Source organism: Synechococcus sp. MIT S9503 (genome assembly GCF_047304175.1).
GTDB lineage: Bacteria > Cyanobacteriota > Cyanobacteriia > PCC-6307 > Cyanobiaceae > Synechococcus_C.
Map to the genome: position 1 here is coordinate 446,158 of NZ_CP138955.1, position 24,556 is coordinate 470,713.

Here is a 24,556-nt window from a genome sequence, read left to right on the forward strand (position 1 = left end):
ACTTAATGGAAGTAATGCACGCAATCAATGTCTCGCAGGACTATTGCCATTGCTGCAGCACTGTCTGTGCTTGCTCTTGGGTCTCCATTGATTACCGCTTGCGCGAACCCATTGGCGAACAATTCGTTCAATAATGGAGTAGACAAATATGAACAAGGTGATTATCAAGGGGCAATTGATGATTGGACCAAGGTAATAGAGGTTAATCCTCGAGAAGCTGATGCCTATTACAATCGCGGTATTGCAAAAGACAAGTTAGGTGATCATCAAGGAGCAATTGCCGATTACACGAAGGTAATAGAGATTAATCCTGAATATGCTAGCGCCTACAACAATCGTGGATATTCAAAGGATGAAGTAGGAGATTATCAAGGAGCAATCGCTGATTACATGAAGGCAATAGAGATTGATCCTCAGAATTCTGGCGCCTACAACAATCTTGGAAGCGCAAGGTCTAAGTTGGGAGATCTTCAAGGAGCAGTCGCTGATTTCACGAAGGCAATAAATATTGATCCTCAAAATGCCCTTGCCTACAACAATCGTGGAAAGTTAAAGAATGATTTAGGGGATCTTCAAGGAGGGTTTGCTGATTTGAGCAAGGCAATAGAGATTAATCCTGAATATGCCACTGCTTACGATAATCTTGGAATTAACAAAGGTTTGTCAAAAGATTATCAAGGAGCAATTTCTGATTTCAATAAGTCGATAGAGATTGATCCTAAAATTGGCGGTGTTTACCTTAATCGTGGTATTGCCAGAGAATTGGCAAAAGATCTTCAGGGTGCCTGTGATGACTGGAGAAAAGCTTTAGATCTTGGCGAGGAAAACGCTGCTAAATGGATTGAAGAGCAGTGTTAGGGATTGGTTCCTTTACTTCTCATACCACTTGCAATCATCCAAGAGTTGTTCCCTGAAGTCAGGGTGAATGATTTCTAGGAATGTATCCAGCTTGCTGGGGTCACTCATGTCAATGTGATGTCTACAGGAACCGTTGTATTGTCACCAACTTGAGTGAAAACAGTAAACCTTAAGCTAGGGGGGGCGACCTCCAGATCATTTTTAATCCAACCTTTAACTCATTCGTTCTGAACAAGATCGAACCACCTGAGCCTGAGCCAGCGGTTGATCAGCCCTCATTAGAGGACGACTGGTAGTTATTCATCTATTATAGAGTGTACGATCTATTGCTTTGAAGCATCAACCATCAGTCTCTTTTTCAATGCAGAAACGGCTCGATAGTATCGATGCCCTTATTTGTGAAGGCTATACGCTTAAAAGAGATAGCTGGATTGATATCCAGTTCAATAAGAGTTCTGGAGAAAGGGTGAATACAATTAACCCTTGGAAATCTCCAGGTGGGTTTTCATGGATTGCCTTCTTCTTCCCACAGGTTGTTTGTTGTCAAATTCGCGAATGGTCGTATTTCTACTGGCTTGCAACCATCACCTCAGCATCAGTTCTCATTTCCAGTCTTTTCAATAATGATTCGGTTACCACCGGTGGTTTTTTACTGAACTTGTATTACGCCTGCTTATTTCCCTATATGAGATATCTGGCAGTCGAGGAAGAGAGAAAGGAGTTTTCAGTTCTGACAGCGTTCTTTCTTTCTATAGTTTTAACCGTTGTTGCTGTTGTTCCCTGTGGAATCCTTGCAGCAGTTCTGGGTGTTGAATAGGTCTCAACTCCACGCTTTATGAGACCTATGCCAATGCTCCGTTTAGCGACTACATCTAGCGTTTCTCTCGTGGCAATAGCTATTTCGAATTCACCATTCACAGTAAATGCTGGGGATGCTGGGCTTGAGCTCTTCCAATGCAAATCGTCAGGCACCATCACCATGACTGACGCACCAGGTTTTCAACCTGTATCAGAGGAGATCAATGTTGAATTGATGGTCGAAGTCGATGAGCTAAACGGAAATGCAAGGATTAATCGACCTTTCTCTGAGGATATGGATCCCTGGGGTGCAGCCATCTTTGACGGTGAAGCAGTTCAATTTAATCAGCAGATACTGCACACACAAACAGAGGTGACGATACTTAGAAAGAGCGGAAAATTTTATTACGGAAGAAAGCAGAGTAGGGTATTCCCAAAGTTTTTAACTACTGGCGAAGGCGTTTGCAGGGTTGTTGACTAATGCAAGTATTATTCAGATTAGTGCTGAATTAAAATGGATCTAGTCATTGCTTTAGGGATTCCCCTTGTCATCATCTTGGGCCTCACCATCATCTTCACAACTGATGGTGTTCCAAACTGGGTTTACAACATCAACAGCAAATACAGCAGGAAGACCTGGCTCTTTGGAGTGATTGCACTGAGCATTGGATCCTTGATAATTGTAATGTTCAGAAGGTAGATACGACAAAGGGTCGGACTCTAAGAGTGTTCGGTCTTCACACCTAGTGCGTGTGGCAAGCGAAGACAATGAAAGATGGGGTATCAGGCACATGGAACTTGGTCCCCCAGCTAGTTGTCGCAGTCCAATGAATTTCTTCTTTACCTGTTGGGGTAGGAAGCATCTCTGGGATCCACTTGACGGTGCCTGCGATTCCAGAATGCGAAGACTCAATACTGGTAATCCCAGTAGAGCAGTCGACTGTAATCTTTGAATCTTTACCTTCTAAAGAGTTTATGACCGTCACCAGCGGTGGGTTTACCTCAGTAATCACTTCAGTACCGCCGTTATCGGCCTTACGAGTGGTATGAGCGTTGGCAGATTCAACTGAGGCAGAGCCAAGTAGAGCAGTAATAGGTAGCACTAGAAGTATGAATGGTTTCATCAGTTCAGTAATTCTGGGTGTTATTCACTTGATCCTATGACAGGAATCCTTTCAGAATGGAACGTAGATACCCGGTATTTCCCAGCACTTATTGTCAATCCAAATTCCCCTCTGATTTGGAGGAGGATAGGCTCCATAACCTATCGAGTTCATAGGTTTAGGGTTTGGCCCATCTGTTGCTGGATTGTATGGTCGGTTCTCCATAACTGATCTGCATAGATCAAATCGTTGCTGTGCAGTAAAGGCGTGAGAAGGCAAGCCAGTCCAGGCGATAGAGGCCATTGCAGCGATGATTGCAAGCTTTGATTTCATAAGCCTTTGTGGACTCACGAGGTTGTGATCTCAGTTTAATCAAACCATGAGGGTAGATACAACAAAGGGACGGTCTCTCTCTATTAATAGGACCGAAGGATTTATTCGTAGCACTGGGGCCAGATCTTTTTTAAATCCTGATAGGCCTTTAGAAAATATTGTTTGAAAGGGATTAAATCTGGGTCTGTGTCTGTTTCCGCAAGAGTGGCTTGCACAAACTCCGCTGCATAGCCTTTGCGAACTTCCCCTGCTTCGGTTGCCATGCACAGAGAGGTTCCCACCCCAACGGTGTATGCCAGCCAAAACATCCCTTGATCTTTCTGGCTATCAGCCTTGGCAGGAGCGGATGTTGCTAGCAAAAGACTTGCCAACAAGATGAGGGTCTTCATCGAATGGTTCTTCATCAACCGACTGTAGACCAGAAAATTACAACTCAATCAAACCACGAAGGCAGATACAGTAAAGGGGTAGAGCTTGCTAATAAAAAGGGAATCCCTGCCTACAAGGATTCCCTGGAAAGTAATTAGAAACTATGCTGCTGATTCAGGGGCTCATTCCTCAACCAACAGAGCCAAGCCGACTCATAAGTTATTTATTGCCTGGGTTTACGAGGCTTAGCCTCATTGGAAGCCCAGATAATCATAAATACAAAGCCAACTAGAGCTATAAAGGGTTCCATAAGTTGATTCTCTGTCTAGTCCATATGGTGTTCAGTGTTGAGCCATTGCTCTTGATAGGGCATATCTCATAAACTGAGGAATTCTGATCTGGTTCTCTTTGCAATAAGCGTTGATTCTGTAATAGAACTCAGGTTCAACTTCCGCTTCAATATTCGTATTTGCTATCTCACGAGGAACGAATACGAAGTGCTCTACACCGTCAATATTTCGATAGCCCATGTGATTACCATGTCTTACAACTGGGGGTATTCATTTTCAATGGTAAAAAATAGGTCTTATATAGTTGTTGAATTGCTTAAAGGTTCAATGAATGGTCTGTTGAACGATAGAGCGAGTTCTTGTGACTTACGGAATGATTGTTTATATGAGAACTTATAGTCATCTTGGATGACTTGCTATCAGGAGACGTTTAAGTCTTATAAGAACTCCCCGTCGCTTCCTGTTACTTCTTCAGTGGTACGGCCTTATCTAGCCGCTCATCCCTGAGGCGTTCCAGTTGTCCCTTGGTTTCAGCTGGTCGATCAATACTTCGCTGTCTGCCTTGATCGATTCCCACCACAACAACTACCACCAGGGCGATTACAGCAATCGCACCTAACTGAAGAGTCCTCACTGCCCCTTCACTCCACAGGAAACAGCATCCAGTCAGCATCCTTTGGAACATTAGGCCCAGCTTTCATATCCACTGGTTCCTTGAAGGTGACTCTCCACTCAGGAACCCGACAGTCTCGATAACTGGGATTGGTCATCAGGATTCCACCCATGATTGAGGGGGCTCCATACCAACCAGTTCTCCAGTAGGAGTCTTCGTGAAGGCCTCCTCTCATCAAGATCCAGCAACGAGCTGGTGGTTCCGTCGTGGACTTGGTGGCTGCCACAAGGTCTCCCCATGAGAACTGAGGGTAGAGGTGGTTTCAGCTTCTGCTTTCTCCCATTAAGAAGGGGGGACTCCCCTCCCCCCTTAAGGCCGTTGAGACCTCTTCCCGGATGTCTCTTGCCTTGTGTCATTTCTAACTAGGCCGCCTCAGATCGAACATGCGTTGATCTACCTGTCTTGGCTCACCAAGCAGCCTCGGTCACAGGCCGAGCCGATGAATACCTTTGTCTAACGGTGTACGTTTTGGTTCACGACAATGCCAACGAACTGGGTTCCTGGGCTTCCCCCTCCAGATCCTCTTGCTGCCGACCTCAAGAAGAGACCAACCGTCGAGGGTGTCTCTGAGGAGGGAAAGAACGAGAAGGTCATTTCCCTGGAAGAACTAGAGCAGGCCAGGGAGTCAGGCTTCGATGTTCCCAACGATGGTCGAGCCCCAGACTTTTAAGGCTCCAGATCAGCTCACCAGGCAATCTCAGCAATAGTCCATCAGCATTCAGGAACGATGTGGGTAACCAAATCAGAGTTGATCCACTTGATGACCCCTGTATCCACATCTGCAATTTGAAAGAGGTTGTGTAGGGCAGGGTCACGAGCAGCGCCACCGCAATGGATGACATGCCCCATCCACCAATCCTTGTCTTGGGTCTCCCCCACCAGGTAGTCATATCTCACGATCACGGTCATTCCAGGCTTCACATCCAGGAACAGAGGTCTTTCACCGTGCTGCTCATAGGCCTTAACCTCGATAGACATTGAAATAGTACGTCTGTACTGGTCAGTTTAGTGCGCTTCTGGGTGGTTCTCTCGCCGTTAAGAAACTGCTTTCCAGGCGGCCGAGGGTGCTTAACCCCTTGATTTTGGGGGTAAAAGCGCAATTATGTGACTATCTCGACATTTTCAAACCTCTTGCTTGTTGGTGGGATATTGATGGGATGGGCAAACAAATCGCAGGCCAGGACAGCGCTTACCTGTCGTGGAAGAATAAGGAAGGACTGATCACACTTGGAAAGCGATGTATGCGGAATGAATGGGGACTGAGGGAGAGTTGCTCTAGACGTGAGGACAGGAAGCTTTTTATGGCTAACTGACGACATCAGGTAGATCTAAGAGGCTTTGCATTTCCTAAGGCGTCCCCTCCCGATCAGGGCAGCTGTTGGTTATTGATCGGACTAATGCTATGTACACTCTTTAAGCTCTTGATTCACCAGATTTCTTCTGAGGTCAATACTTATGATGTAATAGGTAACGTCAGTCTTGGAATAAGGTAAGGCCCAACAAAAAGAGGATATCGATAGCAAAACACTCCTGGTTAAGCGGTGCAATGTAGTGCAGCTCACATAAGTTATGTGATAATTTTTTGGTCTGCAGAGGAAATCACGATATATCTCCCTTAATTCGAGGGAGGATTATGGACTTTCCCAAATACATTTTTGTAAAAAAGATGCTGGTTTGATTCATGATTGGGTGAGATTGCGAATTAAAGACTTACTTTTGAGCAAGCGATTCCAGGATGCTGATGCTCTTTATCGTGAGTTCGATGTTTGCGAAACTAACTCGTAGTTATTGCTGGTGAAGTCAGGAAAAGAAATCCCCGTCAAAGGCAGGTGCGTTGAAAACTCTGCGTGAGGTGTTTCAATGCCTGTCGTTCAAGGATCAGAATATCTATTAAGTTTCGATTAACGACTAGATTACGCGAGTTAAATTTGTGCATCGAATTGGGCGCCTCTCATGTCACCAGAAAGACCAGGCACGCTCAACCTTCATTTAAATCCTGATAAAATTGATGCTATCAAGGCGCTGTGCTCCGAAAAGGGCACGAATCTCAACGAAGTGCTTGAAGGGTTGATCGATCACTATGTGCAGTCGAATGCGACCACGAAATCAGGCTTAAACGAACTAACCGCTAGCAGCAGCATCAATACGAGGCGAAGCACTGTTGAGGAAATCTTTGATCGCTTAGAGCAGGTTGAGGGATACAACCATGAGTTCGTCAGTGCTTTTGAGATCCTGATTCATCGTGTCGAATCGCTTGAGAAGAAGGTTGGTGGTGTCGATGAAGAACCAAGGCACAGACCACATGTTGCATAAAAAAGGCACCCCGTAAGGGGTGCCTGATGGTTTCTTTTGACTAGCGAATCACTCTTCGCCTTCTTCTTCACCACCAACAGGAATCAGTCGAATTGCCTTTTTCCCGAGCTTGATTTCAAACTCGTCTCCAGGCGCAAGGTCGAGCATCGCGGTGTAAGCCTTGCCTACCAGAAGGTTGCCATTGCCCTGGACCTTGGCTGTGTAGGAAAGCTTACGTCCACCTTTGCCAATGCCGGCTGAACCACCACCAAGTTCGATGCCCTTGGCATTCAGCAATGCCTCATAGAAGGCGGTGAAGTTCACACGGTCAGAGCCGTCTTTTTTCTTGGAAACATACCCACAGGCTGTTGCAAGGTCGGTCTTGGAGACATCTCCTAAGTCTTTGACCTTTGCCAGGAGATCTGCACCAGTTAGCATCGCTTTGAAAAAAATGGATGGATAGAAGTTATCAGATCTTTTTCATTTGAACAATGCCGTTGTTGGTTGAAGGCCAGGTCAGGAAACCTCAAAAGTGGGAGTTTGGAACTGATGACGTTCCAAGAGCTCAAAGTTTTTAGAGACTCAAGGAGCCTCACAGAGGGCATCGAGATCAAAAAACTTTGTCTTTTCTTTGATCTCAAAGCCGAATATGAACACTTGCCCTGGAATCACTCATCTCCATTGGTACTGGATCATTGCGGAATGATTTTCTGATTCTTGCTTTATGAATACCCCATGCTGGAAAGGCTCTAATCTCACGCATCGCTGAAGCTCACTCATCAAACATCATTTCTTTAGTACTTTTATACGACTGTCTTCTCCAGTTTTAGCCCACTGAGTTCGCGCTGCATTACAGGCGGTTTTGGGGGGAGGTGTGGCAAGTTATGGGGTTGGTTATGACATTGGGCGAATTCGCTCAGTTCGTTCTAAACGCCGCCTGCTTTTTCGTTCTGTCAAAATGCCTATCGCTTACGCGCAGAGGCTCATTGTCGAGACCAGGCATTCCGCAGAGCTGGCCCCCCATCGTCAGATGGTTACTCAGGCACAACGCTTTTGAAGTTTGGCAATCGATGCTCAAGACCGGCCAATGGAAGCCATGCCCTGCCAAGTGGTGAGGAGGATTGATCCGGGTAGTGGCGATTGTGTAGTCGAAAGCACAACAGGTTTATTCTCTTCCCGTCCTAATGCTGAAGGAACGCCAACACCAAGACAGTAGCTCCCGAAAGGGAGCTTTTCTATTTTGAGTGGCTTTTGTTTCCTCTTGTTCAGCTTGATGGAAGCTTCGCTAGCGATGTCCAGGGCTGAGAGTCTGTGGCGATGACTCGATTCGTCGGAAGGAGGTCAGGTCACAGCCCAGGTGGTTCAACCTTCTGCTCCAAGGTCTATCCATGATTTGGATCATCACGTCGTTAACCGGTGAAGCCTGCTGGTGACGAGTTTTTTCGAGGAACGCAATAAAGCCTTTACATTCGTTAACGTATGCTCATTGCATTATTTTTATGCCCGAAGCCGCTGACAACTACACCCCTGATTCAACCAAGGTCTTTAGCGAAAAGCTCAACGGACGCGCAGCGATGCTCGGTCTTGCCATCGGTATAGCGACCGAAGCTTTGACAGGCAAAGGCATTATTGATCAAGTTTTTGGATTTTTTAACTGATTTTCCAGTCCTCAAATGGTTATTCGGTTCTCCCTCCGAATGCCGGTCAAATTATTGTTTTTTTAGATGGGTAGGTGCTTGGAGTGAGCGCATAGTTCAAGATGATTGAGCTGGTGCCTTTATACTGGTTTTGATCACAACTCTGATCACGCTGATTGAATATCAAGAAGAACATTCCAATCGTAAGATCTTGCGAAGTCTGTCAGACTTTTAACAAAAACTATTTAATTGCTCTTTCGCCAGCTGTAATTTTTTATGGGTTTTGCATTGCTTCTCAATTTAATGAGTTCATCAGCAAAAATTGCTTTTCCGTCCTTTGGTAGCGTAAACATGTAGCCGATGTATCTGATCTCCTTCTTTTCGCAGAAACGGTTTGTCGTGCCGCCTGTGTATTCGATGCTTTCCAAGTAGCCGCTCGGTTCGAGTGCAAATTCAACCCCTTGCCTTGCCCAGTCTTCGCAGGCTTTCTTTGCCTCCAAGACCGATGAGTAATTACCGTCACATGCTGTGAGACCACAGATAGCAAGTGTCAGAAATAAGGGAAAAGGTTTCATGTCCACTCACTCGATGTATGTTGCATGCTATCTTATATTCTCAGTGTAGTGAATTACTGAATAATACTCTTGTTGAAATTACAAAAAGCAATTGCTCTTTGTATATATATGCATAAAGAATCATTGTCTAATGACCATTTTATCTTTCTTCTGTTGTAAGAATCTTGAGACTTAGATGACAATTTGATCCTAGCGCATGTTTTTGTGCTCCTCTGTTGAGCCTTAGAAAACCGGTCTCCTTCAGTGACAACAGATAATTTGATGATTAACAGATTTTGATGTCAGATCTGCATCAGCCGCTGAACAAAAAGGCCTTTGGTGCTCCCCTTTGAATACGTTGAGGGTGGGTAAACCGACTCTTCCTGTTATCGCGAAGCCAGCTTGGCATTTTCTATCGTGGCTTTGTCACCTCTTTAGGGTGATGACGGACTGGGGGAGTAACTGGTAGTTACTCCCTTTTTTTTGTCATGTTTTGATTGAGCGATTCCTAATTTCAAATATCCAGTCTCCGCTGTTGTGCTTGAAGCGTAATGAACTAAGACGACCAAGTGAAAAACCTCAAGCAACAGGACGCTAAAGGTTGGAAGGAAAAAATTTGTTCTATAAAAGATAAACTCATTGAGTATTTTTCAGGTTTGCAAAGGAAAGAAAGCGGTTATTACTGGTTTTGTTAAAATACACTGTGGCTTGTTGTTCGTCTCAGTTGTGTTCGAGAGATATTAACTCAATGCTTGCCTGAATATCAACTGTGTTTTTGGATAATGAGTGCTCTCTGAATCAGAAAGAGAGGTCTCAATGTTTGAGGGTTATGCATATGTTGTTTGTCTTAGTCATGCCAACGCTTCGTTCAAAATAAAAGTCGGGCTTGAATCTTTGATTGGCAATTATACCAAAAACTCCTCGTTGTGAATGCTTCTTATAAAATAATTTGTTGCTTGGTTTACGAGATTTCTCTAAAACTGTTTGCTGAAGGCTGTAGCGAACTTGAAGCAGTACACTGGTGCAATGGCTAATTTGTCAAATTGGTATGAATCCAAAAGTTGGAAAACTCAAAAGTTAATCGATGTAATCTGCGAGAAGACTCGGCTTGTAATATCTGAACATCATTATGATGCCTTTATAGACTCTATCAATTGCCTTGGTATTGACTGTGATCGCTGTTTTGTGGCTGCCTTCTTTGCTGAGTATGAAGGACAAACAGATGATGTCGTTTCATTGTTTATCAACGATTGGATGAAGCTTGCAAAGGGGTGTCTGCCTAAACGTTTGATTAAGGATATGGATCCCGAACAGCTTTGGAACGAAGTTGTCAAGTTTGATTTTTATAGAATCCCTATTAATGGTCATACGTATTTTTTTAAGCGCAATTATTCGTGAAACTAGAAATGTGGATCAATAGTTACTTCACCTTTTACTGGTTTTAAGGCAATGAGCTGTTGGATGGCGAATATCCAACCATGGAGCAGGCGTTGCAGAGATTTGAATATTTGAAAAATAGCTGGGATGGCGTTTTGCCTACCGGACTTGTGGCTGTTATGTTTGTTGATCATAATTTTGACAAAATTGAGCGATTTGATCCTTGTAATTTGTTGACTGATTAAATTAAATGTCTCGCTCATCCTTGTGCTAATTTTATCTTAAAGTGGTTGGCTGAGTTTGTTGTTTTCTCGTTGATTGCGTTGCTTTGATGTTGTTTGTATTCGATTTAATGGTATCGATAAAATCTGTATTATTTGCAAGGGCAGTATTTACTTCATATCGCGATATCAACATGCCCCGCATGGGTTACACAACATATTACAGAGGGTGGTTAGGCGGATTACTCCGGTGGACAACGCAAAATTTGGCTTCTCTTTCCTCGCTGAGCAGTGGAATGGCCGCCTCGCCATGTGAGGGTCGTCAATGGTCTGGAACCGAACTGCTGACCGCTCAGTGGATTCTTTTTCCAGGTTGACCTCGGTTGAAATCCATCCAGGAGTTTGTTGTCTGGGCGCCCCTTGACCGAACCGGCTATCTGGAGCTGGTTCTCTTTGGTGTCTTCATCGCTGTTCTGGGCGGCGGTGTGAACATTGTTGCGCAGTATCTCTGGTCATCACCGAACTCTCCAAGCTACTAAGTCTGAAATCTCTCTGTCTTCGGGATATACCATCGGGCTGAGTTCAAAGCCCTCATCATTGGTAGGGGCTTTTTGATGCGAATGATCAGAGTGTGACATGCCACAAATGAGAGAGGGAAGTTGATGACCAAATTTTATTTGACGATTTCAGAATGATCTCTGTCCAGTGAGTATTACAAGTTGGCAGGCTTTTCGGTACACCTGTATGGGCATTTTATTTTTTTCAGTTCATGAGAAAATCAGTTAGTTTTTCAAATTGAATTCCTTTTTTTACATAGACAGCAATCGCAATTGAAATCAATGTTGCGTTGAGAATAAGGAATGTCGAAATGACCTTGATTTCATTTTTCATTTTCATATCTTCGATCAGCGAAGGGCAGCACTGTGGACTGAAAGCTGTTGTGATCTTGAAGATTCCATTCGTGTCCCTGAACCGCGAATGTTCAGAAGCTGTGGCTCCCGGCTTTGTTTTGTAATGACGACGGCTTTTCAATCAGCACAGGGTCTTTTAGACCTGTCTGTCCTCCTGTCGCCTCGGCCGTTGGTTGAAAACCGAGCGTTTTAAGGCGGTGTTCAACGGATTATCTTCGCAATTTGGACCTGAATTAAGCAGCTTTCTAGTGGATTACAGGATTCAGACCCCCGGAATGGTTCAGCCTGAGTTTATGGATATGACACTTCAGTTGGCTGTTGCCCGTGGAACTGCTCGTGGACTGATCAATGGCACAGCAGCTGCTGATTACGGAGATGTGATCTCCCTTCGCAGGTTGCTTCTGCGTGAAGGAGAGCACGGACTGGCCACTGATCTCCTTGTGCTGGCTCAAACCATGAGCCCCACAGCAGCAGAGCTATCAGAGTTTGGACCAGCAGCATGATCCGGTCGTTCTGATTGCAGTTCCCTGATGCGGTTGGGTTGGCTAGGTATGGGTGACATCATGAGCAGTTATGGAAGACAACCCTGAATCCCAGATCATTGATGTCACAGCGATTGTCGAATCCCATCCTTTGCTTGATGAAGAGGATCTTCATGGAGGCGTGGCTGAACGGCTGAAGCATTCCAAGGAATTTGGAGCACTTGTTTGGGACGCGACCAAGGATTACGTTCAGAAGATGAACCTGACGTCTGAGGAGAAAGAGACTGTCAACGCCTGGCTGTCCGCCAAGAAAGATCGCTTGCAGAAAACGATTGTTGAAAAGCTGCATAGCCTCCATCAGCGTGCAGAGTAGAGTTTGAGAGTGTGAAAGTACTTTTGCAGTCTGAATGATATTTAGTGTTGACTTGTTGTTAGGTATTCTTAGATTTAATGATGGTTGTTTTGACTTAGCTTTCGACTCAGGTGAATTGCATAAGGTTTGAAAATATTGATGTTGACCTTTGTGGCTGAAGCCTCGCTGGTGAGCATCCGTTTTGGCTGTTTATGTGCCTAGGTTACGTCCTGTATCGAGTTATTCATATTCATTTATTTGCAGTTGTGAGAGATCTGCATGACTTTGATAGCACGCAAGCTACAGGCGATGATATGCATCTCTTTATGATGAAGGGTGTTCATTTCCTGGTGTCATCACCTTCCGGGGATGCTCTTCCTTAGGACAAGCCTCTGAAGATCTCCTGCTAAACCATTCATTTGCGTCAACGGCTTGATTCTCTTTGACGTCAGTTTGCTGTTGTAAAAAGTGTTTAGGACGTTAGCGGCATTAGGAGGTGAGTTTTTGGTCGACTGAATTATGCTCAGCCGATTAAAAATTTTGGGTTCTAATTCTGCTCGCTATCCTTGAGCTAAATTCATGATCAGTGAAAGATATTTTGCTCAGTTTTAATTGTTTTTATGGCTACCCTTGCGGTCAAATTATGTGTATTTTAATCGATTAATTCGTCTCAAAGGACAGGCCCCGATTACTGTTCAATTGTCAAGAGCTGATCAATTTTTCATGATGACTGAGATGCCCCGATCTGTTAGAGAGGAATGATTGAAAGTTGTTGGGTTAATTCGAAAATCAACATTCAATGTCGTGTTTGTCCATCGATGCTTTCTTCAAGCAGCAGTTGCTGCGACAGGCTCATGCCTCTCAGGCACTTCTTCGATGAGGTCTGTAAAGCGTTCCCCCTCGTCAATGGCGTGCAGCTTGTACAAAGCCATCGCTGCCTCATCCCAGCGCTCTGACTCAACCGCGTCCAGCATCTGCTGAAAGAGGAGGACATTCACGACTTCCAGATCAAGTGCGTTCATGGTGTTCTCAATCCTGAGCGCAATGTATCGGGTTCAAGCAGTGGTTCCAGAGATCAAAGCAGTAAACACGTGGAAGATTGGGCTTGCTTCTGCGGTTCGGCTCGAAGTTCGCTCCTTGTGACCATGCCTGGATCGGCGTGTTTCAGGTGTTCTGTCCTCTGCATCATTTGCGTGTGCAACAGTTGCTGCCATGACCATGCCAAAGCTGACACCGGTCTTAGCCACAGTTGTCCCCGTCGCTGTCGTCTGTCTCAGGGATCTCCGCTGGGGGTGTCGGCGTTCATTGATGCAGTTGTGTCTTGTCAGACCTTCCCTGCCCAAATGATTCAACCTTGAGAGGCAGTTTTCGATAAGTTAAGCGATCACAAAGCTCTGAACAAACGCCACGATGCCAAGCTCAATTGACTAATTCTGCAACCAGCGCACAACGAACAAGGCCTGTTCGCAGAGTTGATTTTGATCTCAAGTCGCATATGGCCAGCGATAACAGAATTGCCACATGGCAAATTCTGAACACGGTGATCCCCCTTCTGGCGTCATCTTTCGCTTTAGTTGCGGCAACGAGATCGTTCAGTTATGCATCACTGCTTGAAGTTCCCTTCCTGTTTATTCTCATCATTCTTTTGATGAGCAGAAGCTTTTCGCTAATGCACGACTGTGGCCATCAGAGTCTATTCCGTTCCAAGGTTGCAAATCGTATAGCAGCTTTCGCTCTCAGCCTGATACACGGGATTCCGCATCACCCCTGGTCCAGGGGGCATGCTTTTCACCACAAATACAATGGCAACTGGGATCGTTATCGCGGCCCTTCTGCACTTACCACCCGGCTGCAGTACGAGCAAAAAAATTTCAGCTCAAAGGTTTTTTATCGAATTCTTCGACACCCTTTATTGCTTTTTCCTGGTGGCTTTTATTACTTAATCATAAAACCCCGGCTCGCGCTCGTGCTGGGATTCCTTGGATGTTCTTTATCCTGCGGCAGGAAGGCGTTGTCTGAATTTAGGGATGGGAAAATCCCAAATATTTTTGCCATAATTAATAATCACAAATCTAATCATTTTTATACCAGGGAAGAGGTGTATGACACAGTTGCCAACTCATTTCTGCTTCTCATGCTTTGGTGGTTTCTTGGCAGCTCAATCGGCCACTGGCATTTCTGGGCATTATATGTCTGCGTCATGAGCAGCAGTGCTGCGTTGATGATTGCTGTTTTCTTTATTCAGCATAACTTCCCCGGCTCCTATGCCAGCGATGAAAAAGAATGGAGTTATTTCAAAGGTGCGATTGAAGGTTCGTCATTTCTTCAGCTGCCCGCAATTCTCAATTGGTTTACTGCCGATATCGCTTATCATCATATACATCATCTTTCGGAAAGAATACCCAATTACCGTCTGCGTGACTGTCATTACGCCAATCTACATCTCCTTGATGATGTGCACCCCCTTTATTTGCACCAGATCCCTTCATGCTTCTCATTGATCCTTTGGGATAATCAAAGCCTGGAGTTGGTTTCTGTGGGCCTCTGAGAGTCTGTCCTCAATGTTCGAATTGTCAGATGCCCAGCATTGAGCAATTGGTGAATCAATTTTTCATTATTTTCACGCTGCCTGATGGCTTGGGAGGTACTCGTTGAGAATCTGTGTCTTGATCCTGCTCTTTTCGCACCTCAGCTCAAGCCGCAATCCGTCTCTGCCGTCACGTTCGCGTACTCACCAGAGTCTCGAGAAAAGGCCCTGATAAAGCTGCAGGGGCGCTGAGAGATTTTCAGACAGCAGCACTCTGCTGACCACAGCGGAATTCATCGAAAACACGACTCTGTTTCGTGTGGTGCTGATCGCATCAACCTGAGTGTCTGTCAGCCCGCGATCCCGCAGGCGCTGTAAGCCCACATTCATGATCTGCTCGGCGGCGTTCTGCTCATCGGGTTCGCTGTAGCTGCTCAGCAGCAAGGTTCCACGCACTGCTGTGCTCTGAGCCAGCAATCTCAGCATGGGCACCTGCTGCGCCTCCTCAAAAAGATGAAGCACGTTGTGGCAGATCACCAGATTGAAATTCTCTGGACCAAGGGATGTCAATGTGGCTTCTTCAAGCGCTCCTTGTATCAGCACGCAGCGTTCTCGATCTGCTGCTGCGGTGACGGCTTTTCTGCATAAGTTCAGCATCTGTTCGCTGGGCTCCAGAACAAAGAACTGAGCATCTCGGCAAGCTTTCAGCAGATTATTCAGCTGATCTCCTGGACCAGGGCCCACCACGAGCACCCGGCTGGCTGTTGCAACGGTGGCGCGAACCGCTGCGATCGAAATCTCATGCAGAACGTCGTATCCCGGTACTGAGTGGCGAATGCTTTTGGTGTAGGTATGACCGTAGTCGCCTTCGAAGTCGAGGGAAGACATCGTTCGAGAATCAATCAGGTAGCCGGGATGTTCTGGCGTCATGCCATTGCTCTGACGTTGGATTGATGGCTATGGATGATCGCTCCTGGCCAATCACTGTCTCTGATGCCTGTTCTTTGAGGCGATCAGATAGTGCTCATGAGCGTTGGAGAGTTTGGAGCCAGAGGCCATGAAACGTCATCGTTGCTGTAGTGGCAGTTGGACCGATTCAATGCGTCGGTTCTGAACCCCATGGCATCAAGATTGCTCGTGACACACCATATGTGCCGTTGACGAGGTGGATTCGCGATAGCAAACTATGGATCCCCATCACCCTGGCCCGACGGCACTAGCCGTGGGGTCTTTTTATTGCTGTGACGCTGTTCCGGTTTCTCCGGCTGTCTGGGCGGCGGGCTCTGGGCTCTCCCCATCGGCTGAGGGTGTTGGGGATGCTTCTCGAGATTGTTCCGAGGCCCCAAGACAAATTGTTCGGCCACCGGCCTGGATAAAGCCGGAAGCCCCTTCCTGGCATTGCGATGGATTGGCTGCGTCGGTCCCTGGGTAGGCATGAGCGACACTGCCTGCCAGCAACCCCGCACAAAGACCGGCTGAGGCGATCCGTCGCATGCGCACTGACAGTGTCAATCTCGACATCCGTTGCTCTCTGCCGTTGGGTTTGTTTCAGCATCCCCTGTCCAACTCTGCACCACATCACCTGTCCGGGGGATGTCAAAGGCCGTCTTCTCTTCGGCAGTGGCAGCAGCACTTGTCAAACAGCCAGTGCAGAGGGGGAAAGTGTTCATGGCCGCACCGTTAAGGGATCCTCAGGCGGTGCCCCACTCCTGTCCTGAGACGGGATTGAGGGAAGAGGGAGTGTGACGTCTCCCTCTCACCTGCGCACATGAGTCGGCTGCTCGACTTGCCCCTCATGACACCATTTAACGTATCAAAGCGCACACCTGCTGGGAAGTGCTCTTTTTGTTCGGTTGTCAAGCAACGACGACAGTTCAGCGCTTTTCAGGGTCTAACCGGCGATAAGGGGCGATGAAGTTGTCTTTGAGAGCATTGATCAGCGCGTCCGGAAGCCGGACACCACAGACCTGGCTCTAGCGGTTGAGGCGTTCATTGAGCCATGGGTGAAGAACGATGCACTGTGCTGCGGATAGAGCGAGTGCCAATTGATATTGCTCCGGTCGTTTCTTACCGGCATGGAAAATCCTTCAGCCTTCATTGATCAATACTCGAATCTCGGGATCTCTGAGATCAATCATCAGTCCCTCCCTAAGCACTGTTCAGACGTGCAGTTTTCGGAAGACAAGAAGCGACGGTCTCTAAAACTCGTTGGATCTGTTCTGTCACGGCTCCAGGGATCGCCATAATTCCTTGCCGGATGCCATCTCCAGTGACTTTGTTCCCTGAATAACTAGCGATGGACGATCAGTTCTCCTGCCAGCAGACAGAACTGAGCCCTGTTTGTCTTTAGTCAGCCGGCGATTGAAAGCCCAATATTGACGATGGCCAATCCGCCCAGAAAAAACGCTGCCAGCAGTGATGACTCGGGAAAGAATTTGGCCAGTGCCAGACCCGCTCCCATGAACGTGGATGAAACCAGAATTGCCGTGAGGTCAACGGGCATCTGAACGGGGTCTCTGCGAACAGCTTTTTAACAGACGATGCCTGTCCCGCATGTCACCTGCGACTCACTTGCGGCAGATTTCTCTGAGGCATCTCGTTCATTTCAAAGCGGTTGGGTCAAGGGCGAAGAGTCTGGATCCATCTGCTGACGCTGTCGACGCAGGCCTCAGTGGATTCATAGGGAAGCACGTTCCTTCCAGGGATGGTGCTGATACAGGCCTGAGGCAGTTTTTTCCTATAGGTGCTCAGTCGTTCCGACAGGTCATCCCAGTTCCTTGAGGTGCCGATCCCTGTGGCTTCTTCGCCGAAAAGGATCTGCAGAGGTACCTCCAGTCTAATGAGCTGCGGCTCCCAGTCGCGTCGCCAGAACCCTGCCAGAAATGAATACACGGCCCACCGGGTTTGCATTGAGAGTGAGCCCTCTTTCAACATCTCAAGCCATTCATCATCGACCGCTTCTGCTCTCGCGAATAAGTTTTTCCTGGAGAATGAATCCAGAAATGCTCTTCTTCTTGCGTACCTGTAGAAAAGATTTCCGATTGGGCCTTCAAACAGAAAGCGCCAGATCACACGGGCTTTGCTCTGAGCGAATTCCTTGTTCAGAACCATCCAGCCCGGTGGGCTGATCGCCACCACAGCGCTCACAAGTTCCGGTGCCTTCGCTGCAAAAGCGAGCGCAATCGGAAGAGACGCGCCCTGCACCACCAGCACCGTGGGTCCGCTCTTTCTCTCTTGAATCAGATTGATCAGCGGTTCAGCCCAGTCTTCCGGAGTCAGCGGCCTTGCTGGGCATGATGCCGCTCCACACCCCAGAAGATCCGGCGCAAGCAGCACTGCTGGGGTTTCTTTTTTTTGCCAGCACGCGACGAATCGATCCCAGAATCGTGCCGACAAGCCAACGCCAATCGGATGAATCAGAAGCAGCTGCTTGTCAGCTGAATTGTTGATGTCCATCCTCTAAGCGATCGATGAAGCCTTGATTGTGTTCAACGTGATCAGTCACCGTGACTGTGCAGTGCCATGGTTTTCGCAGTTCATTGCTGCCACCAGAGTGGTTCGAACACCCAGCCTTTCAATGTCCATAACCAGTCCGCTTGGGAACGCATGCTTTCTTGTTGATGCTTTCAGAGATGTGCTAGCGCCTCAGGACTCTTGGCTGCGTCAGGGTTGTGTCTGAAGGGTTGAACGAGATTCACCAAGGCCATCGTGGATCGTGATCGAACTTTGGGTTTGCCGAGCAATGTCGCTTCCGAAAGCATGCTCAAATCCCTACAGCAAAGAATAAAAAGCGTGGCCACCCTGGAGGGATGACCATCGCACCCGCCGATCTCAGAGAGGCTCACATGAGGGTCTGGGCTTTGCTGGAGTCCGGCCTGGAAGCTCATGCCAGCTGGCGAGATCAGTTCCTTCTCTATGGACTGCTGGCCACCGTCGGTTTTGAGGATCCCTTTGACGAGACTGACTCCAAAGTCTGCGAATTGTCGGATCAGCTCGGCCTGCCCTCTGAGCTCGTGGTTGGAGAGGTTCGACATTTCATTCGTCAGAACTGTCTCTGGACGACCGATGAGCTTGTCGCGGAGATGGACAAGGCAGTGCAGTTGCTTGCCGGCTACGCAAGCCCGGAAGAGATCGTTGAATCTCTTCTCGATTTTTCACCCTATGCAAAGCGCCCTGCCGTTTTGTCTGCGCTGCGCTCAGTGGTTGTGCAGCGGACTGATGCTGAAGCCTTTCAATCCTGTCTCTCGCAGTTCAAGCAGTAACATTTTGAATCTGACCAGCTTCTCAATAGTTTCGAAGCGGGAATTGCTGTGATTAATCAGCTTCGAAATTTCTGCTTCAGTCTGGTTCTGTACAGCGCGAATGGGACTGTCCCGAACGATTGATGATCAGGACAATCATCAGAATCACCAAGGATTCCAAAGCGCACAGCAAAGAGATCTTCGTCAATCAGTTAACCCTTTTCATCCATTAATTCCGGATGGTTTGCACGTCTTCTTTTTGCCCTTGTGCGTTGTTTGCTCTCGCAGATCGTTCTGGTCAAGCAGAAACCAAGAACGGTCCAAAGGATTAGCCCCGACGGGTAAATCAACGGGAACAGATCAGGGAACACTGAGTCGAGGTAAGTATCAAATCACTCTAGAGCATGTATTGATTTTGGCTTTTGCCGGGCTGTTGCCGGCCAGCGCTGGCCCAAGTGGTCATTCGTCTGAATGCCAAGGAGTCTCGGGCATCAGTGAGTCTTGATGGGCCGGACCTCTTTTCAGAGGATTGCTGATGAATTGCTTACAGATGTGATCTGGCAGAAAGTTCAGAGACTGGTTCTGGGCAAGCTGCGCACTGTTCGCTGTGAGATCGGTTCATGGGCGTTCCTCGCGTCGATTGTTTTTGGATGACCTTCGAGACACCTCTGAGTAGCAAATTGGCTGGCATTGGCCATTCGGATGAAGTTAAAGCAACTACAGGAGCCCAAGCCCTTTGCTGAGGAGCTATGGACTCGGGTTCAGGCGATTCGGCCAGTACAAGGCAGAATCGTCCTGCTCGCTGCTTAGCCGCTGAACAGTGGCATGTTCAGGAATTGACAGCTGAGATGAATCTCTGACTACGGTGCATCTCGATTCAGTGCAGTGTCAGACGTGCGTTCGCAGATCAGTGATGCCCTGCCTGAATGTATCGATCAATCCGTCGCTATCTCCCCAGCTCCCAAGGGACTCAGCGGTGAAAGGGTTTGGTATCCGCTGCGTGTCGTCTTGGGGATCCGCTCCAATGGTGATCCCCTCGTTAGAAGTGTGAGCGATTGGAACAACCAATGCATGCGTGCCAGCAATCGAAACCGGCCTCAGCCCATCACTGAAGCTGCGTTGACGGAGGGATTGGCGACCTTCACGGTGACCAAGGGCAACGGAAGCAGTGTTGTTGTACCTCACTGCTGGTGTTTTCACTTTGCGATGCACGTCGACGGCACGCCATGGCTTGGTGAACTGATGGTTCCAGGCATGGTGATCGCCACAGCCCAGGACATCATCAGAACGGTCTGATCGTCTGCATGCTTTTCAGCCAGCGGCTGGTCGGCTTCTAAGGAAGAGGGATAACCGTTGAGTACGGTTCGACATAAAGACCTGTGATGTTTTTGGCTCTTTTCAACGCTGAATTCAGCTCAAACAGTATTTGCAACTTCAAAGACTTTTTCCAGCACCATCCTTGATCAGCTTCACAACTCTGGTCATGGCTCCAGCGTCGGCAGCCAGAAATCAACAGGGTGGCAGCCATTAAAACCGTCATGAACTGAGGCAACCGCGCGCCGGCATTCGTCGAGAAACGCGTGACGACCAGCACGCCCGCAGGGCTAATGGCTCTGGCTTCGCCTCTGACTCAATGAAGGAAGGCCTGCATTTCGTAAACCACTGGTGGTTGTTGATGTGAGTCCATTGCCTGATTGAGGAGTTGTTCTCAACAGTCCTTTCTGCCGCAGAGGCCAGGTGCCTCATACATGGGCGCAGTAACGGTCAATGTCACGGAGATAATCATCTGTTGATAATTTTTCGATCGCGCGTGCTTCTGCTTCCAGAGGGTATTGGCTTCTGTCATAAAACTCCCTGAGATTCTTTCGATCGGCATCGGTCAAGAGAGAGAAGATCTTGACCTTGCTCATCACTGGGCGTCCTTTGTTACATATTTGTTGAACTGCATGCCAGCCCTCGTGTCTGAGGGTCTCAATGAGCGGTGCGGTGTTGTCTCGGATGCTCTGCTGACAGAGGAAAATCGTTCGATCTTCCGGTTTGTAAACACCAAGCAATCCACGTCGTGTGCAGGCGCCTGAGTTGATTCTCATCCAGATCACACGTGCACCAAGGCGCTTAATCCCTGTCTCAATCTGCTGAATTTCGGTGCCGCGAGAGCCTGTACTTTCCGAGCTGTTTTTTGTTGCTGATGCCGGCAGCATGCAGATCAGCAAGCCGGCAAGAACGAGAAGTGGCCTCATCGCCTTAAGACCAATGAGTCTTAATACGGTATCATTCGATACTCATGCGCTGTCGGTCGGTGGGTTTGTGAGTTGGCGTGATGTCGGCGGAACCTTCGGCGGTAGCAAATGCGCTGGAATCTTCGCTCTTGAACCGGTTACGACGATTACAGGAGCTCCTGCCCTGTTAGAGGTGACTTGGACTTGAGCTCAGGCGGTTTAGCCAGTACCAGGCTGGATCGTCCTGCCTGGGTTTCAACAGCAGCTTGAATGACACGAAGTACATGACCTCTGATGCTGAAAGACCAGATCCAAGTCGGTATTCCTGCTTCTGATTTCTCAAAGCTGCGATCAGCACTCTGCAGGGTTGGCTGTGGGAATACCCCGAACGAGCAGGAGGCAGTTCTGCTGCATGACCTGATGAAACTCCTCGATGAAGCACAGGGACAGCTGCTTGGCGGGAGCTTGCCGGAGATCCCCAGGAAGCCTTGACAACGTCTGATCTGTGAACCGGGATCCTTCCGGTTGGTGATTTCGAAGTCTGGACGAGGTTTGCAACACCCTGCTGCTTTTGATGGCGCTCTTCGCCTGCTCTGGATCAGGAGAACTTCCGGATGGTCCCTCTGCAGTGAGAGGTTGAGTCCGAGCTTGCAGATATGCGTGGCCGTCACAGCAGGATCTAGCGACCAATTGGGAGTATCCGGTGACCAGAGATGGCTCGCAAAATCCAGCTTCCACTGTCCAAGCGTCCCAGTTCCAGGACTTCTGCCTGGGCCATGCTGACCCTTTCCTACGTTGCTGCCTGGGCACTCTGGGGCCTGGCCAATGCCAGTCTCAGCCTTTGATCTCAAGAGGAAGGCCGCCCCTCCCGCTGGAAAGACGGCCTAGCTCGCTCGTTTGTGCATTGTTCAACCCACTACTTTTGAAGAAGGAAGGGGTCGAAGCTTCTGGCTAGAGGCGCCCTGGGGCCATTTGCTCTAGGAATTGGGCTGATTTCTCCTGGGGCACCTCGTTCGGTGCAAACGGAGCGTCAATTGGCGTGACGTAGCTGATGTGTACCTAACCAAGTGACCAACCCTGGTCATTGATGAGACTGTTGGAGCAGGGGCCAGAAGTCAGTCTGCTTCTTCAATCTGCTCAGGTGGAGTATCGACCGTCATTGGCTCCTCCGATTTCGTGGCCTTACTCTCCACCCGCAATGGCCGTCTTGCCATCAGTCGAATCACGCATTGCCTTCAACGCCAAAATCTCCAATATTGGAAATGGTTTGTCCATGTTCAGATGATGGCAGGCTTGATCCTTATAAGTATCTTGCGGTAAGTCAGAAGCGAAAATGAACTCCAAAGCCTGCAGGTGCTCCATAGACATTGCCATATCTAAGTCCGTAGGCAGGAATGACACGTGGATAACGATTGACTTCGCGGCGATAGGCTCGTCGAGCACGCCGGAGATCACGAGTCTCGCGGCGAATCTCTCTGCGGAGTCGCCTTAACTCGTGTCGCCTTTGATGTTCGTAGGTTTTGGCTTCAGCTGCTGGAGCTAGAGCATAAGTAGTGGCTCCAATAAGTCCAGCGCACAGAACAGCTGCGGTGACTTTGTTGGCTTGTTTAAAAGTAGTCATGATCTGAAGGAGTGTGATGTTTGAGGGCGTTGGCCTCTCGACTCCTTCAAGGTCACAGCCTTTTTGGTGAACCTCACTGCACAGCTCTGGTGCAGATCTCTGAAGATTCTGGTGAGCTTCTGGTGGATTGACCAGAACGCCTTTTGCTCTGTTTGGCTTATGCGCTAGCTGGTCCCATCAAGGTCCTGCTGCAAAGCCTGCCCTGGAGACTCAAAACCCATTCGGCGGCTGGGGTTTTTCAATAAGTAGGGCGGAATGCGCTCAAATGATGCTTGTGAAAGAACGCAGGCGTAAGGCCAAATCGAAGCCAGTCATGGCTTGAGTTTTGCTTCCCAGGAGACGGTTTGACATCCATCCATCCCTGGTACTGCTGGCTCCCATTGAGCTGAAAAATCAGCTCTGATACCGCGTTGTGGCAGGTGCGACTGGTTGACTGCCAGGCTTGGAAAGTCCCAGCCAAAGCTTGAATGACCTCCTTGAGCACCCCTTGCAAAAGATCGTCTTCTTAAGCCAACCTTAAGAAGCGCCGGCCATTGCCAGGTCGGGTTGAGTTTCAGTCGCCATGGGAATGATCATCCGCTTTACCACTGGGCCTGAGCCCCAATGGCGTCGCTGCCTTGAGCAGTGTTGGCTCCTGGAAACCGACATCGACCCTCTGATTCTTAGAGCCCGGTGGCTTCACAGGCAGGGAGACCACCAAGATGCTCGCGCAGTGGAAGAGGAGCTCAACCCGGTTTTCTGAACTCCTCAAACTAAGTCGATGCACTTGAGCGGGTCGATCTGACTGATCGGGAGATTGATCTGTTCATCGGTTACAAGCGCATGATCAACCTGTACTCCTTCAAGGTCAGACAACTTCCAGTAAACCTTTTGCAAAGCTCTGTTGGAGATCGTTAGAGATTCTTGTGCATGTTTCAGAACTCGATGGTTGAATGGACTTAGTCAACCGTGAAGCTATTTGGCGATTGATTTAGAGGTGCAGTACTTAATTAATCATTCAGCATCTTCAAACTCTTAGCCACTGATTGGTAGTTAAAGACATGTTGTCTTGTAGTCGCTGGCAATTGAACGCAGCGCAACCAACATTCTGTCCAGTGAATACACTAGCATTAAAATTGCTATAATTTCAAATATAACTTCTAGAATGCAGATGCTTTGGTACCAAGATATGAGCTCTTGATTACCGCGAAGTCTGTTGACTAATTGATCAAATCCAAGGTCAACCAATTCTAAAAAAGCAGCTGTCAAACTAAATAAAGCTAGTACGAATAAACGACCAACTCTTTCATCATTCTTCATGACGTCCTTTTGACGGCTTAGATTGACTTGAAAGCTGCAGATAAGGAAAAATATTGAAAAACAGCTGAGATGAAGAATGTCTTTTTGCATATATGCTTCAGTTAGCTCAATCGTAATCAATACCACGGCAGCAGCAGCGAGAAAAAATCGAAGAACAGCTAATAAGGTGAAGAGGGCTTTTTGCTATAGGAGCCGTGAATCGCAGTATTCATAGCAGCGCAATAAATGCTGATCTGTTTATATATGCTTAATGTTAAGCAGGAATCTGTTCGAGTGCAAATAATGTTGATGAAAATATCGTGATAATTTTAAAATATTGAAAATCCATTGCATGGGTTATGATTTTAAAATAATTATTTCCGGCCTTTTTGCAGGCTTTAAAATAACTATCAGTAAAAA

Annotated in this window: 31 protein-coding genes; 15 read left to right on the forward strand and 16 right to left on the reverse strand. The window is 47.7% G+C overall.

Annotation, left to right across the window (positions count from 1 at the left end; translation table 11 throughout):
* Positions 1-27 precede the first annotated feature (27 nt).
* The 3 genes from SIB56_RS02410 (at position 28) to SIB56_RS02420 (ending at position 2,137) form a co-directional block, all read left to right on the forward strand.
* Positions 28-858 (forward strand): tetratricopeptide repeat protein, encoded by an 831-nt coding sequence (locus tag SIB56_RS02410; RefSeq protein ID WP_413325033.1) that lies wholly within the window; start codon positions 28-30, stop codon positions 856-858.
* 361 nt (positions 859-1,219) lie between these two features.
* Positions 1,220-1,675, forward strand: coding sequence for a hypothetical protein (locus SIB56_RS02415; protein ID WP_413325035.1), 456 nt, complete (start codon positions 1,220-1,222; stop codon positions 1,673-1,675).
* A gap of 162 nt (positions 1,676-1,837) precedes the next feature.
* Positions 1,838-2,137 carry a hypothetical protein gene (locus SIB56_RS02420; protein ID WP_413325037.1) on the forward strand — a complete coding sequence of 100 codons (300 nt, stop codon included), beginning with the start codon at positions 1,838-1,840 and terminating at the stop codon, positions 2,135-2,137.
* A gap of 1,056 nt (positions 2,138-3,193) precedes the next feature.
* On the opposite strand, the gene SIB56_RS02425 is transcribed toward SIB56_RS02420, so the two are convergent.
* Both SIB56_RS02425 and SIB56_RS02430 read right to left on the reverse strand, forming a co-directional pair.
* Positions 3,194-3,481: a hypothetical protein gene (locus SIB56_RS02425; RefSeq protein WP_413325039.1), complete on the reverse strand. Its 288-nt coding sequence runs from the start codon at positions 3,479-3,481 to the stop codon at positions 3,194-3,196.
* A gap of 911 nt (positions 3,482-4,392) precedes the next feature.
* Positions 4,393-4,599: a hypothetical protein gene (locus tag SIB56_RS02430; RefSeq protein WP_413325041.1), complete on the reverse strand. Its 207-nt coding sequence runs from the start codon at positions 4,597-4,599 to the stop codon at positions 4,393-4,395.
* A 306-nt stretch (positions 4,600-4,905) separates the two neighbouring features.
* On the opposite strand from SIB56_RS02430, the gene SIB56_RS02435 reads away from it, so the two are divergent.
* Positions 4,906-5,094 (forward strand): hypothetical protein, encoded by a 189-nt coding sequence (locus SIB56_RS02435; protein WP_413325043.1) that lies wholly within the window; start codon positions 4,906-4,908, stop codon positions 5,092-5,094.
* 41 nt (positions 5,095-5,135) lie between these two features.
* Here the strand turns inward: SIB56_RS02435 and SIB56_RS02440 are convergent, their stop codons facing one another.
* Positions 5,136-5,402: a DUF3104 domain-containing protein gene (locus SIB56_RS02440; protein WP_413325045.1), complete on the reverse strand. Its 267-nt coding sequence runs from the start codon at positions 5,400-5,402 to the stop codon at positions 5,136-5,138.
* A 975-nt stretch (positions 5,403-6,377) separates the two neighbouring features.
* Here SIB56_RS02440 and SIB56_RS02445 point away from each other — a divergent pair.
* A complete protein-coding gene (locus SIB56_RS02445) occupies positions 6,378-6,737 on the forward strand; it encodes a hypothetical protein (protein WP_413325047.1) in 360 nt (119 codons plus the stop codon).
* A gap of 48 nt (positions 6,738-6,785) precedes the next feature.
* On the opposite strand, the gene SIB56_RS02450 is transcribed toward SIB56_RS02445, so the two are convergent.
* Positions 6,786-7,154: an AbrB family transcriptional regulator gene (locus SIB56_RS02450; RefSeq protein WP_413325049.1), complete on the reverse strand. Its 369-nt coding sequence runs from the start codon at positions 7,152-7,154 to the stop codon at positions 6,786-6,788.
* Between the two features lie 1,061 nt (positions 7,155-8,215).
* On the opposite strand from SIB56_RS02450, the gene SIB56_RS02455 reads away from it, so the two are divergent.
* Positions 8,216-8,374, forward strand: a complete 159-nt coding sequence (locus SIB56_RS02455; RefSeq protein WP_413325051.1) for a hypothetical protein — start codon at positions 8,216-8,218, stop codon at positions 8,372-8,374.
* Positions 8,375-8,598: 224 nt separating this feature from the next.
* Here SIB56_RS02455 and SIB56_RS02460 read toward each other — a convergent pair whose 3' ends face one another.
* Positions 8,599-8,928, reverse strand: coding sequence for a hypothetical protein (locus SIB56_RS02460; RefSeq protein WP_413325053.1), 330 nt, complete (start codon positions 8,926-8,928; stop codon positions 8,599-8,601).
* A gap of 984 nt (positions 8,929-9,912) precedes the next feature.
* Here SIB56_RS02460 and SIB56_RS02465 point away from each other — a divergent pair.
* The 3 genes from SIB56_RS02465 to SIB56_RS02475 all read left to right on the forward strand — a co-directional run bounded on the left by SIB56_RS02465 (position 9,913) and on the right by SIB56_RS02475 (position 11,044).
* On the forward strand, positions 9,913-10,305 hold the full coding sequence (locus SIB56_RS02465) for a hypothetical protein (RefSeq protein ID WP_413325055.1): 393 nt from the start codon (positions 9,913-9,915) through the stop codon (positions 10,303-10,305).
* Positions 10,306-10,385: 80 nt separating this feature from the next.
* Positions 10,386-10,529 carry a hypothetical protein gene (locus SIB56_RS02470; RefSeq protein ID WP_413325057.1) on the forward strand — a complete coding sequence of 48 codons (144 nt, stop codon included), beginning with the start codon at positions 10,386-10,388 and terminating at the stop codon, positions 10,527-10,529.
* Positions 10,530-10,888: 359 nt separating this feature from the next.
* Complete coding sequence (locus SIB56_RS02475; protein WP_413325059.1) at positions 10,889-11,044, forward strand: hypothetical protein; 156 nt, start codon at positions 10,889-10,891, stop codon at positions 11,042-11,044.
* 223 nt (positions 11,045-11,267) lie between these two features.
* Here the strand turns inward: SIB56_RS02475 and SIB56_RS02480 are convergent, their stop codons facing one another.
* Positions 11,268-11,537 (reverse strand): hypothetical protein, encoded by a 270-nt coding sequence (locus SIB56_RS02480; protein WP_413325061.1) that lies wholly within the window; start codon positions 11,535-11,537, stop codon positions 11,268-11,270.
* A gap of 178 nt (positions 11,538-11,715) precedes the next feature.
* Here SIB56_RS02480 and SIB56_RS02485 point away from each other — a divergent pair, with 178 nt between their 5' ends.
* Positions 11,716-11,919 carry a hypothetical protein gene (locus SIB56_RS02485; RefSeq protein ID WP_413325062.1) on the forward strand — a complete coding sequence of 68 codons (204 nt, stop codon included), beginning with the start codon at positions 11,716-11,718 and terminating at the stop codon, positions 11,917-11,919.
* Between the two features lie 160 nt (positions 11,920-12,079).
* Positions 12,080-12,271 (forward strand): hypothetical protein, encoded by a 192-nt coding sequence (locus SIB56_RS02490; RefSeq protein WP_413325065.1) that lies wholly within the window; start codon positions 12,080-12,082, stop codon positions 12,269-12,271.
* Between the two features lie 806 nt (positions 12,272-13,077).
* Here the strand turns inward: SIB56_RS02490 and SIB56_RS02495 are convergent.
* Positions 13,078-13,272 (reverse strand): hypothetical protein, encoded by a 195-nt coding sequence (locus SIB56_RS02495; protein WP_413325067.1) that lies wholly within the window; start codon positions 13,270-13,272, stop codon positions 13,078-13,080.
* A 473-nt stretch (positions 13,273-13,745) separates the two neighbouring features.
* Between SIB56_RS02495 and SIB56_RS02500 the strand changes: the two genes are divergently transcribed.
* Positions 13,746-14,798, forward strand: coding sequence for a fatty acid desaturase (locus SIB56_RS02500; RefSeq protein ID WP_413325069.1), 1,053 nt, complete (start codon positions 13,746-13,748; stop codon positions 14,796-14,798).
* 183 nt (positions 14,799-14,981) lie between these two features.
* On the opposite strand, the gene SIB56_RS02505 is transcribed toward SIB56_RS02500, so the two are convergent.
* The 4 genes from SIB56_RS02505 to SIB56_RS02520 all read right to left on the reverse strand — a co-directional run bounded on the left by SIB56_RS02505 (position 14,982) and on the right by SIB56_RS02520 (position 18,233).
* Complete coding sequence (locus tag SIB56_RS02505) at positions 14,982-15,665, reverse strand: class I SAM-dependent methyltransferase (protein WP_413325071.1); 684 nt, start codon at positions 15,663-15,665, stop codon at positions 14,982-14,984.
* A 345-nt stretch (positions 15,666-16,010) separates the two neighbouring features.
* Positions 16,011-16,289, reverse strand: a complete 279-nt coding sequence (locus SIB56_RS02510; RefSeq protein ID WP_413325073.1) for a hypothetical protein — start codon at positions 16,287-16,289, stop codon at positions 16,011-16,013.
* A gap of 838 nt (positions 16,290-17,127) precedes the next feature.
* Positions 17,128-17,280: a hypothetical protein gene (locus tag SIB56_RS02515; protein ID WP_413325076.1), complete on the reverse strand. Its 153-nt coding sequence runs from the start codon at positions 17,278-17,280 to the stop codon at positions 17,128-17,130.
* Positions 17,281-17,396: 116 nt separating this feature from the next.
* Positions 17,397-18,233, reverse strand: a complete 837-nt coding sequence (locus tag SIB56_RS02520) for an alpha/beta fold hydrolase (protein WP_413325078.1) — start codon at positions 18,231-18,233, stop codon at positions 17,397-17,399.
* Between the two features lie 353 nt (positions 18,234-18,586).
* Here SIB56_RS02520 and SIB56_RS02525 point away from each other — a divergent pair, with 353 nt between their 5' ends.
* On the forward strand, positions 18,587-19,039 hold the full coding sequence (locus SIB56_RS02525) for a hypothetical protein (protein ID WP_413325080.1): 453 nt from the start codon (positions 18,587-18,589) through the stop codon (positions 19,037-19,039).
* 873 nt (positions 19,040-19,912) lie between these two features.
* Complete coding sequence (locus SIB56_RS02530) at positions 19,913-20,314, forward strand: hypothetical protein (protein ID WP_413325082.1); 402 nt, start codon at positions 19,913-19,915, stop codon at positions 20,312-20,314.
* Between the two features lie 37 nt (positions 20,315-20,351).
* On the opposite strand, the gene SIB56_RS02535 is transcribed toward SIB56_RS02530, so the two are convergent.
* Both SIB56_RS02535 and SIB56_RS02540 read right to left on the reverse strand, forming a co-directional pair.
* Positions 20,352-20,612, reverse strand: coding sequence for a hypothetical protein (locus SIB56_RS02535; protein ID WP_413325084.1), 261 nt, complete (start codon positions 20,610-20,612; stop codon positions 20,352-20,354).
* A 148-nt stretch (positions 20,613-20,760) separates the two neighbouring features.
* A complete protein-coding gene (locus SIB56_RS02540; protein ID WP_413325087.1) occupies positions 20,761-21,258 on the reverse strand; it encodes a hypothetical protein in 498 nt (165 codons plus the stop codon).
* 692 nt (positions 21,259-21,950) lie between these two features.
* Here SIB56_RS02540 and SIB56_RS02545 point away from each other — a divergent pair.
* Positions 21,951-22,082, forward strand: coding sequence for a hypothetical protein (locus tag SIB56_RS02545; protein WP_413325089.1), 132 nt, complete (start codon positions 21,951-21,953; stop codon positions 22,080-22,082).
* A 337-nt stretch (positions 22,083-22,419) separates the two neighbouring features.
* On the opposite strand, the gene SIB56_RS02550 is transcribed toward SIB56_RS02545, so the two are convergent.
* From SIB56_RS02550 to SIB56_RS02560, 3 genes are all read right to left on the reverse strand, one after another.
* Positions 22,420-22,692 carry a hypothetical protein gene (locus SIB56_RS02550; RefSeq protein WP_413325091.1) on the reverse strand — a complete coding sequence of 91 codons (273 nt, stop codon included), beginning with the start codon at positions 22,690-22,692 and terminating at the stop codon, positions 22,420-22,422.
* A gap of 719 nt (positions 22,693-23,411) precedes the next feature.
* Positions 23,412-23,558 (reverse strand): hypothetical protein, encoded by a 147-nt coding sequence (locus SIB56_RS02555; RefSeq protein WP_413325093.1) that lies wholly within the window; start codon positions 23,556-23,558, stop codon positions 23,412-23,414.
* A gap of 332 nt (positions 23,559-23,890) precedes the next feature.
* Entirely contained in the window at positions 23,891-24,283 is a 393-nt protein-coding gene (locus SIB56_RS02560; protein WP_413325094.1) for a hypothetical protein, read from the reverse strand.
* Positions 24,284-24,556 lie beyond the last annotated feature (273 nt).

What these genes read in the sequence shown, in the direction of transcription:
- SIB56_RS02540 (WP_413325087.1), bottom strand. Translation starts at nt 21,258, where the DNA reads ATGAGGCCACTTCTCGTTCTTGCCGGCTTGCTGATCTGCATGCTGCCG.
- SIB56_RS02500 (WP_413325069.1), top strand. Translation starts at nt 13,746, where the DNA reads ATGGCCAGCGATAACAGAATTGCCACATGGCAAATTCTGAACACGGTG.
- SIB56_RS02415 (WP_413325035.1), top strand. Translation starts at nt 1,220, where the DNA reads ATGCAGAAACGGCTCGATAGTATCGATGCCCTTATTTGTGAAGGCTAT.
- SIB56_RS02470 (WP_413325057.1), top strand. Translation starts at nt 10,386, where the DNA reads ATGGAGCAGGCGTTGCAGAGATTTGAATATTTGAAAAATAGCTGGGAT.
- SIB56_RS02495 (WP_413325067.1), bottom strand. Translation starts at nt 13,272, where the DNA reads ATGAACGCACTTGATCTGGAAGTCGTGAATGTCCTCCTCTTTCAGCAG.
- SIB56_RS02545 (WP_413325089.1), top strand. Translation starts at nt 21,951, where the DNA reads ATGGCTCGCAAAATCCAGCTTCCACTGTCCAAGCGTCCCAGTTCCAGG.
- SIB56_RS02460 (WP_413325053.1), bottom strand. Translation starts at nt 8,928, where the DNA reads ATGAAACCTTTTCCCTTATTTCTGACACTTGCTATCTGTGGTCTCACA.
- SIB56_RS02505 (WP_413325071.1), bottom strand. Translation starts at nt 15,665, where the DNA reads ATGTCTTCCCTCGACTTCGAAGGCGACTACGGTCATACCTACACCAAA.
- SIB56_RS02520 (WP_413325078.1), bottom strand. Translation starts at nt 18,233, where the DNA reads ATGGACATCAACAATTCAGCTGACAAGCAGCTGCTTCTGATTCATCCG.
- SIB56_RS02455 (WP_413325051.1), top strand. Translation starts at nt 8,216, where the DNA reads ATGCCCGAAGCCGCTGACAACTACACCCCTGATTCAACCAAGGTCTTT.
- SIB56_RS02525 (WP_413325080.1), top strand. Translation starts at nt 18,587, where the DNA reads ATGACCATCGCACCCGCCGATCTCAGAGAGGCTCACATGAGGGTCTGG.
- SIB56_RS02410 (WP_413325033.1), top strand. Translation starts at nt 28, where the DNA reads ATGTCTCGCAGGACTATTGCCATTGCTGCAGCACTGTCTGTGCTTGCT.
- SIB56_RS02435 (WP_413325043.1), top strand. Translation starts at nt 4,906, where the DNA reads ATGCCAACGAACTGGGTTCCTGGGCTTCCCCCTCCAGATCCTCTTGCT.
- SIB56_RS02440 (WP_413325045.1), bottom strand. Translation starts at nt 5,402, where the DNA reads ATGTCTATCGAGGTTAAGGCCTATGAGCAGCACGGTGAAAGACCTCTG.
- SIB56_RS02420 (WP_413325037.1), top strand. Translation starts at nt 1,838, where the DNA reads ATGACTGACGCACCAGGTTTTCAACCTGTATCAGAGGAGATCAATGTT.
- SIB56_RS02450 (WP_413325049.1), bottom strand. Translation starts at nt 7,154, where the DNA reads ATGCTAACTGGTGCAGATCTCCTGGCAAAGGTCAAAGACTTAGGAGAT.
- SIB56_RS02425 (WP_413325039.1), bottom strand. Translation starts at nt 3,481, where the DNA reads ATGAAGACCCTCATCTTGTTGGCAAGTCTTTTGCTAGCAACATCCGCT.
- SIB56_RS02430 (WP_413325041.1), bottom strand. Translation starts at nt 4,599, where the DNA reads ATGAGAGGAGGCCTTCACGAAGACTCCTACTGGAGAACTGGTTGGTAT.
- SIB56_RS02485 (WP_413325062.1), top strand. Translation starts at nt 11,716, where the DNA reads ATGACACTTCAGTTGGCTGTTGCCCGTGGAACTGCTCGTGGACTGATC.
- SIB56_RS02445 (WP_413325047.1), top strand. Translation starts at nt 6,378, where the DNA reads ATGTCACCAGAAAGACCAGGCACGCTCAACCTTCATTTAAATCCTGAT.
- SIB56_RS02515 (WP_413325076.1), bottom strand. Translation starts at nt 17,280, where the DNA reads ATGCCCGTTGACCTCACGGCAATTCTGGTTTCATCCACGTTCATGGGA.